The 8,470-nt window shown below is 71.5% G+C and carries 6 protein-coding genes; all 6 read right to left on the bottom strand.

Annotated features, from left to right (window positions below; all coding sequences use genetic code 11):
• Positions 1–17: 17 nt before the first annotated feature.
• Positions 18–1,031 (bottom strand): UDP-glucose 4-epimerase GalE, encoded by a 1,014-nt coding sequence (gene galE, locus AB8A24_RS15290; protein WP_328963388.1) that lies wholly within the window; start codon positions 1,029–1,031, stop codon positions 18–20.
• 80 nt (positions 1,032–1,111) lie between these two features.
• Entirely contained in the window at positions 1,112–2,728 is a 1,617-nt protein-coding gene (locus AB8A24_RS15295) for a glycosyltransferase family 2 protein (protein ID WP_328963387.1), read from the bottom strand.
• 70 nt (positions 2,729–2,798) lie between these two features.
• Positions 2,799–4,244, bottom strand: a complete 1,446-nt coding sequence (gene obgE, locus AB8A24_RS15300; protein ID WP_266391337.1) for a GTPase ObgE — start codon at positions 4,242–4,244, stop codon at positions 2,799–2,801.
• 178 nt (positions 4,245–4,422) lie between these two features.
• Positions 4,423–4,677: a 50S ribosomal protein L27 gene (rpmA, locus tag AB8A24_RS15305; RefSeq protein ID WP_030027134.1), complete on the bottom strand. Its 255-nt coding sequence runs from the start codon at positions 4,675–4,677 to the stop codon at positions 4,423–4,425.
• A gap of 13 nt (positions 4,678–4,690) precedes the next feature.
• On the bottom strand, positions 4,691–5,011 hold the full coding sequence (gene rplU / locus AB8A24_RS15310; RefSeq protein WP_030715748.1) for a 50S ribosomal protein L21: 321 nt from the start codon (positions 5,009–5,011) through the stop codon (positions 4,691–4,693).
• A gap of 295 nt (positions 5,012–5,306) precedes the next feature.
• On the bottom strand, positions 5,307–8,470 hold a 3,164-nt coding region (locus tag AB8A24_RS15315), incomplete at its 5' end, for a ribonuclease E/G (protein ID WP_369476064.1).

Genomic DNA, 8,470 nt, shown 5'->3' on the forward strand with positions numbered 1-8,470 from the left:
GGCTCGATTTCGACCCGTCAGGCCTTGTGGACGTCCCGGTGGGCGTCCTTGCGGGCCACCTTGTTCGCCTCCCAGCCCGCCCAGGCGGAGGTGACCATCTCGCGGACGTCGTGCCGGGCCTTCCAGCCCAGCTCGCTGGTGATCCTGTCGGCCGAGGCCACGACCTTCGCCGGGTCGCCGGGGCGGCGCGGGCTGATCACGGGGGCGATGTCGTGCCCGGTGTTCTTGTTCAGCAGCTCGACCATCTCGGCGACGGAAACGCCTTCGCCGCGCCCGATGTTGACGGTGAGGTCCTTGTGCTCGCCGGCCGCGGCCCACTCGGCGAGCTTGCGCGCCGCCGCCACGTGCGCCTCCGCGAGGTCCTCCACGTGGATGTAGTCGCGGATGCAGGTGCCGTCCGGGGTCGGGTAGTCGTCACCGAAGATCTTGGCGCCCTGGCCGGCGTCGTAGCGCTCGAAGACCATCGGGACCAGGTTGAAGACGCCCGTGTCGGCGAGCTCGGGGACCGCGGCGCCCGCCACGTTGAAGTAGCGCAGGCAGGCGGTGGAGATGCCGTGCGCCTTGCCCGCGGCCCGCACGAGCCACTCCCCGGCCAGCTTGGTCTCGCCGTAGGGGCTCAGCGGCTTGCACGGGGTGTCCTCGGTGACCAGGTCCACGTCGGGCATGCCGTAGACGGAGGCGGAGGAGGAGAAGAGGAAGTTGCGGATGCCCGCGTCGGCCACGGCCTGGAGCAGGACGGCGAGGCCCTGCACGTTCTCGTGGTAGTAGTACATCGGCTTCTCGACGGACTCGCCGACCTGCTTCTTGCCCGCGAGGTGCACCACGCCGGTGATCTTGTGCTTGCGGATGACCTCCTCCAGGACCAGCCGGTCGAGGACGGAGCCGACCACCAGCGGGACGCCTTCCGGTACGCGGTTCTCGTCACCCGTGGAGAGGTCGTCGAAGACGACGACCTCCTCCCCCGCGAGCCGCATCGCGCGGACGACGTGCGCGCCGATGTATCCGGCGCCACCGGTGATCAGAAACGTCATGTTCTCTCCTTGGTCCTGTCCGACTTCGGGATGAAGAGTGCGGCGGGTGAAGGTCTCCGACCGGCCCCCGCCTGCGGGCCTCAGTCCGCCCCGCGGGCCGCCCGGGCCCGGTCGAGGCGGTTGCGTACGAGGTACAGCGCGCCCTCGGCGCCCGGCGCGAGGCGCAGCGCGAGGGCACCGGCCCCCGTCCGGTAGGGCTGCGCCAGCAGAACACCGTACCTGCTGCTGGGCAGGGCCCGACGGCGAAGCAGTCGGCCCCGGGGGCGCAAGGAGGTGAACACCGAGCTCCCGTCGGCACACCGCACGCCCACCCCCACGTTCCAGGCCTGCATCCTGCGCAGCCCCTGACGGCGGCCCGTGACGGCGAGGTCGGCGAGACGGAACGGCAGGACGGCGACCCAGCCTCCGCCGGAATCGGGCTGCAGCTCGACCGGCTGCGCGAGGACCGCCGCGCCGCCCGCACGGGGTACGAAGCTCAGCTGCGCGGTGAGGGGCCCGGCCTCGGCGAGGCGCCCGTACAGGTCGTGCACGTGGATCCGGACGGCGGCGCGGCCGGCCGGTTCGGCGTCGACGGTGACGGGCAGCTCGCCGACCGGCAGCCCGGTCAGCCCGACCAGCTCGACCGGCAGTTCCTCGCTCCACACCGGAGCTCCGGTGGGACCGGTCGCGTACGGGGGCAGCAGCCGCGGCGGTTCGGCGGCCAGCCGGGTGAGGCGCTCGACGTCGGCGGGCGGGGTCACGGTGGCGCGCAGCAGCGAGACGATCCAGCGGGCATGGGCCGCGGCGGACTCGATGTCGGCCTCGGGGAAGGTGTCGACGTACTCGCGGGTCAGGGTCCACCAGGCGGCCTGGTACTCCGGGTCCCGGCCGAGCTCGCGCAGGTACATGCGCAGGTCGTACTCCAGGAACTTCACCCGGCAGGCACTGCCCAGCACCGGGGAGGCCTCGGCGAGGATCCCGGCGGCCGTTCGATGGGCCTCGATGCGCGAGCGCCAGTTCCCGACGTCCTTGCGGTCCAGGGAGATCGACACCTGGGCGGCGCTGCGGCGCACGTGCCACACGTAGACGAGGTCGCCTGTGACGGCGATGCGGGGGGCCGCGGCGAGCACGCGGGCGGTGAAGACGAAGTCCTCGTAGATGAACCGGCCGTCGGGGAAGCGCAGGCCGTGTTCCTGGAGGAAGGCGCGCGCGTACAGCTTGTTGACGCAGAGGGTGTCGCGGACGAGGTCGGGCCGGTCCACCGGCCGCTCGATCACCTCGCCCGGGGTGTGCAGTCCGGGCATCCACGGGACGTCGTGGTGCAGGGGCAGCTCGCGTCGTACCGCCGCCCCGACGGTGACCGGGGCCCCGTGCTCCTCGGCGGTGCGCACCAGGGCGTCGGCGGCCCCCGGCGGCAGGATGTCGTCGCTGTCGAGGAAGAGGACGTATCGGCCGGAAGCAGCCGCGATCCCGTCGTTGCGCGGGGTGCCGCACCCCCCGCTGTTCTCCGTCCGGTGGACGACCTTCAGGCGGGGGTGGACGGCGGCCAGCTCGTCCAGCACCCGCGCGGTGCCGTCGGACGAGGCGTCGTTCACCGCGATGACCTCGGTGACCACCGGGCCCTGGGCGAGGGCCGAGGAAACGGCCTCGCCCACGAGCCCGGCGTCGTTGTACGCGATGACCACGACGGAAACCGTGGGGAGGTTGCTGCTGTTCACCCGGAAGATCCTAGGCGACCCACATAAAGGCGCCTTCAAACCTTCCGGGCACAAGTCCCTCGGGAGGGGCTCAGAACGGCTTGAATTCGTCGTATTCCTTCTGCGCCGAGTCCCCGCGCTGGGCTTCCTTGTCCTTGCGGCGGGTGGTGGCCGGACGCGGGGCGTCCAGACGGTGGTCCTCGCCACGGCGGCCCAGCATCTCGGCACCGGCCATGACGGTCGGCTCCCAGTCGAAGACGACCGCGTTCTCGTCGGAACCGATGGCCACGCCGTCACCGGCGCGGGCGCCGGCCTTCCTGAGCGCCTCCTCGACACCGAGGCGGTTGAGGCGGTCGGCCAGGTAACCGACGGCCTCGTCGTTGTTGAAGTCGGTCTGGCGGACCCAGCGCTCCGGCTTCTCGCCGCGCACGTTGTAGACGTCCTCGACCTCGTCGTAGGTGACGGTGAAGCCGGCGTCGTCCACGGCCTTCGGGCGGATGACGATACGGGTCGCCTCCTCCTTCGGCTTGCGGGCACGGGCCTTGGCGATGACCTCGGCGAGGAAGTAGGAGAGCTCCTTCAGCCCCGTACGGGCGACCGCGGAGACCTCGAAGACCTTGTAGCCGCGGGCCTCCAGGTCCGGGCGGACCATGTCGGCGAGCTCCTGGCCGTCCGGGATGTCGACCTTGTTGAGGACGACGAGGCGCGGACGCTTCTCCAGGCCGCCGCCGTAGAGCTTGAGCTCCTCCTCGATGACGTCGAGGTCGGCGATCGGGTCGCGGTCGGACTCCAGCGTGGCGGTGTCCAGGACGTGCACCAGCACCGAGCAGCGCTCGACGTGACGCAGGAACTCCAGGCCCAGACCACGGCCCTGGCTGGCGCCGGGGATCAGGCCCGGGACGTCGGCGATCGTGTAGACGGTCGAGCCGGCCGTGACGACGCCCAGGTTCGGGACGAGGGTGGTGAAGGGGTAGTCCGCGATCTTCGGCTTGGCCGAGGAGAGCACCGAGATCAGCGAGGACTTGCCGGCGCTCGGGAAGCCGACCAGCGCCACGTCGGCGACGGTCTTGAGCTCCAGGACGACGTCGCCGGTGGTGCCGGGGACGCCGAGGAGCGCGAAGCCGGGGGCCTTGCGGCGGGCGGAGGAGAGCGCGGCGTTGCCGAGACCGCCACGGCCGCCCTCGGCGGCCACGTAGGTGGTGCCCTGGCCGACGAGGTCGGCGAGGACGTTGCCGTCCTTGTCGAGGACGACGGTGCCGTCCGGCACGGGCAGGACGAGGTCCTGGCCGTCCTTGCCGGAGCGGTTGCCGCCCTCTCCGGGCTTGCCGTTGGTGGCCTTGCGGTGGGGGCTGTGGTGGTAGTCCAGCAGGGTGGTGATCGCCTGCTCCACCACCAGGATGACGTCGCCGCCACGGCCGCCGTTGCCGCCGTCGGGGCCGCCCAGCGGCTTGAACTTCTCCCGGTGAACGGAGGCGCAGCCGTGGCCCCCGTTACCCGCGGCGACATGCAGCTCGACGCGGTCCACGAAGGTGGTCATGGGTGTTCCTCCAGATACATACGGGAATGTCCCGGGCAGGCCGTATTTCTACCACTGCCCATTAAAACGTGGTCTATATGACAACGCGCCGAGGGCGGACCTCTCTTCCCGGCTTGCGCCGGGAAGAGCTGAGATCCGCCCTCGGGAAGTTACGAACGCTCGATCAGCCGAAGCTGGATCAGGCGGCCGGAACGATGTTGACGACCTTGCGGCCACGGTGCGTGCCGAACTGGACCGCACCGGCCTGCAGCGCGAACAGCGTGTCGTCGCCACCACGACCGACACCCGAACCCGGGTGGAAGTGGGTGCCGCGCTGGCGGACGAGGATCTCGCCGGCGGAAACGACCTGACCGCCGAAGCGCTTCACGCCGAGCCGCTGGGCATTGGAGTCGCGCCCGTTCCGGGTGGACGATGCGCCCTTCTTGTGTGCCATGTCTCAGTCCCTCTTACTTCGCAGCCGCGGGGATACCGGTGACCTTGATCGCCGTGTACTGCTGGCGGTGACCCTGGCGACGGCGGTAGCCGGTCTTGTTCTTGTAGCGCAGGATGTCGATCTTGGCGCCCTTGTGGTGGTCCACGATCTCGGCCGTGACCTTGATACCGGCCAGGACCCACGGGTCGCTGGTCACGGCGTCGCCGTCGACAACGAGCAGGGTCGAGAGCTCGACCGTGTCGCCAACCTTGGCAGTGGAAATCTTGTCAACCTCAACGATGTCGCCGACAGCAACCTTGTGCTGGCGACCACCGCTGCGCACGATGGCGTACACGCGGATCTCTCTCTCACTCGGGACGGATGCTCCTGAAGCCAGCCGCTCAGGCAAGCTCCGCCGCGAAGGCGGAACCGCACGGATCCGGATTGGACGAGCGGCCTCTCTCGCCCGACGCTTGCGCGTACGGAACGTGAGGAAGGTGCTCAGGAGCGCGGCACGCACTGGAGGTATTCGCCCAAGCATGCCGACGGTCTAGGTTACGGGGCCGGTTCCGGAGGGTCAAACCGGGCCCGTACGGCCGTGGGCCCCGCCGCTCGGCGGGGCCCACGAACGCGTGTCACTCAGCGGTGAATCAGGCTTCGGTCGGAGCCGAGACGGACGGGAGCGTCTGCTGCTCCGCCGCCGTGGTCTTCTTCGTCGCCCGCTTCGTCGCGGTCTTCTTGGTCGTGGCCGCCTTCTTGGCCACGGTCTTCTTGGCGGCCGCCGCCTTCTTGGCCGGGGCCTTCTTCGCCGCGGTCGCCTTCTTGGCCGGAGCCTTCTTGGCGGCCTTCTTGGCCGGTGCGGCCTCCTCGACCACCGGTGCGGCTTCCTCGACCGGCGCCGGGACCTCCGTCACAGGGGCCTCGACGACCACCACGGCGGCCTCTGCCGCGCCGGCCGGGGAACCGGCGGGTGCGGTGGCCTTACGGGTGGCACGGCGACGCGGACGGGCCGGAGCGGCCTCCACGACGGGGGCCTCCTCGACCTCGGCGACGGCGACGACCTCGGGCTCGGGCTCGACGACGGGCTCCGGCTCCGGCACGACGACCGGCTCCGGCTCCGGGGCCACCTCGGCCGCGGGGGCCGGGGCGCCCGCCGGGGCGGTGGCCTTACGGGTCGCACGGCGACGGGTACGGCCCTTCGGCGCGGCCTCCTCGACCGCCTCGACGACCGGAGCGGCCTCGGCGACCGCAGCGGCCTCGGCGACGAACTCGGCAGCCGGCTCCAGCACCGTCTCGGCCGCCTCGGTCACCGGCTCGTCCACGACCACGGGGGCCGGGGCCTGGACCGGAGCGGCCGCACCGCGCGGGGCGCCCGCCGGAGCGGTGGCCTTACGGGTGGCACGGCGCCGGTTGCGGCGGCCACTGATGCCCGCTGCGGCCTCGGCCTCGGCCGGGCTGCTGTAGAGCTCCTCGTCCGCGACGAACTCCGGCTCGGGCAGGGCCCGCGGCGCGGCGGCCTCGGCAGCCACCTCCGCCTCGGTCTCGAAAGCCCCCATGTCGGCGGACTCGACCGTCTCGACCTCGTGGTCGTGCTGGTCGAACTCGGTGCGGCCACCGCGGCGCTTGGAGCGCTTGCCGTTGCCACCGCCGCCGATCACGGTCGGGGTCTCCATGTGGACGATGACACCGCGGCCGTTGCAGTGGACGCAGGTCTCGGAGAAGGACTCCAGCAGACCCTGGCCCACCCGCTTGCGGGTCATCTGGACCAGGCCCAGCGAGGTGACCTCGGCCACCTGGTGCTTCGTACGGTCGCGGCCCAGGCACTCCAGCATGCGCCGCAGGACCAGGTCGCGGTTGGACTCCAGGACCATGTCGATGAAGTCGATGACGACGATGCCGCCCAGGTCGCGCAGCCGCAGCTGGCGCACGATCTCCTCGGCCGCCTCCAGGTTGTTCCTGGTGACGGTCTCCTCGAGGTTGCCGCCCTGACCGGTGAACTTGCCGGTGTTGACGTCGATGACGATCATCGCCTCGGTCTTGTCGATCACAAGCGAGCCGCCCGAGGGCAACCACACCTTGCGGTCGAGCGCCTTGGCGAGCTGCTCGTCGATCCGGTACGTCGCGAAGACGTCGACCTCGGAGGTCCAGCGGGACAGCCGGTCGGCCAGGTCCGGGGCCACGTGGTTCACGTAGCCGTGGATGGTCTCCCAGGCCCCGTCACCGCTGACGATGACCTTCGAGAAGTCCTCGTTGAAGATGTCGCGCACGACGCGGACGGTCATGTCCGGCTCGCCGTACAGCAGGCTCGGCGAAGAGGTCGAGATCTGCTTCGACTTCTTCTGGATGTCCTCCCACTGGGCCTGCAGACGCTCGACGTCGCGGCGCAGCTCGTCCTCGCTCGCGCCCTCGGCGGCGGTGCGCACGATGACGCCCGCGTCCTCGGGGACGATCTTCTTGAGGATGGTCTTCAGGCGCGCGCGCTCGGTGTCGGGCAGCTTGCGGCTGATACCGGTCATCGAGCCCTCGGGCACGTAGACCAGGTAGCGGCCGGGCAGCGAGACCTGGCTGGTCAGGCGGGCGCCCTTGTGGCCGATCGGGTCCTTGGTGACCTGCACCAGGACCGACTGGCCGGACTTGAGGGCGGACTCGATGCGGCGCGGCCCGTTGGCCATGCCGAGCGCCTCGAAGTTGACCTCACCGGCGTACAGGACGGCGTTGCGGCCCTTGCCGATGTCGATGAAGGCGGCCTCCATCGACGGCAGCACGTTCTGGACCTTGCCCAGGTAGACGTTGCCGACGTACGAGGTGGCTTCTTCCTTGTTGACGTAGTGCTCGACGAGCACGTTGTCCTCGAGGACGCCGATCTGGGTGCGCTCGCCGGCCTGGCGGACGACCATGACGCGCTCGACGGCCTCACGGCGGGCCAGGAACTCGGCCTCGGTGATGATCGGGACGCGGCGGCGGCCCTGCTCGCGGCCCTCGCGGCGGCGCTGCTTCTTCGCCTCCAGGCGGGTCGAGCCCTTGATGGACTGGACCTCGTCGGAGGACTCGGTCTTCTCGCGCGCCGGGCGCGGCTCGCGGACCTTGACGACGGTACGCACGCCGTCCTCGTCGCCCGCTTCGGTCGCCTCGGCGGCGCCCTCGCCGCTACGACGGCGGCGGCGACGGCGACGACGGCTGGAGCTGGAGCCGAGGGCCTCGTCGGACTCCTCGTCCTCCTCCTCCTCGGTGTCCCGCTCGGCGGCGTCCTGCTCGGCGGTCTCGGCCTCGTCCTCGGCGGACTCGTCGAGGTCGGCGGACTCACCGCGACGGCGGCGACGGCCACCGCGACGGCGACGGCGCGACGGGCGCTCGCCCGACTCGTCGCCCTCTTCGAACTCGGCGGACTCCTCGTCGAGCTCGGCGGCCTCGGCCTCCGGCTCCTCCTCGGCGAGCACCTCGGGCAGGGAGACCGGGGCGGACTCGGCGACCGGGGCGGACTCTGCGGCGCCGCGCCCACGGCGCCGGCGGCGGCCGGCGGGCTGCGCGACGGGGGCGGCGGTGACCTCGGCCTCGACCTCGGTCTCCTCCTCCTCGACCTCTTCGGCGGCGCGCGCCGCGGCGGCGGCCATGGCGGCGGTCTCGGGGGTCTGGAACATCGGCTCGGCGAAGACCGGGGCCTGGAAGACGGCCACGGCGGGACGCGCGGCACGGCGGGCGCGGGCCGGGGCGGCGGGCTCGGTGCTCTCGACGACGGGCTGCGGAGCGGCGGCCGGCGCGCAGGTCGGTGACGGCGGAGCCGGTCTCCTCGACGATGCCGAGGAACTCGTGGCCG

It is taken from the genome of Streptomyces sp. BF23-19 (assembly GCF_041106355.1).
GTDB lineage: Bacteria > Actinomycetota > Actinomycetes > Streptomycetales > Streptomycetaceae > Streptomyces > Streptomyces virginiae_A.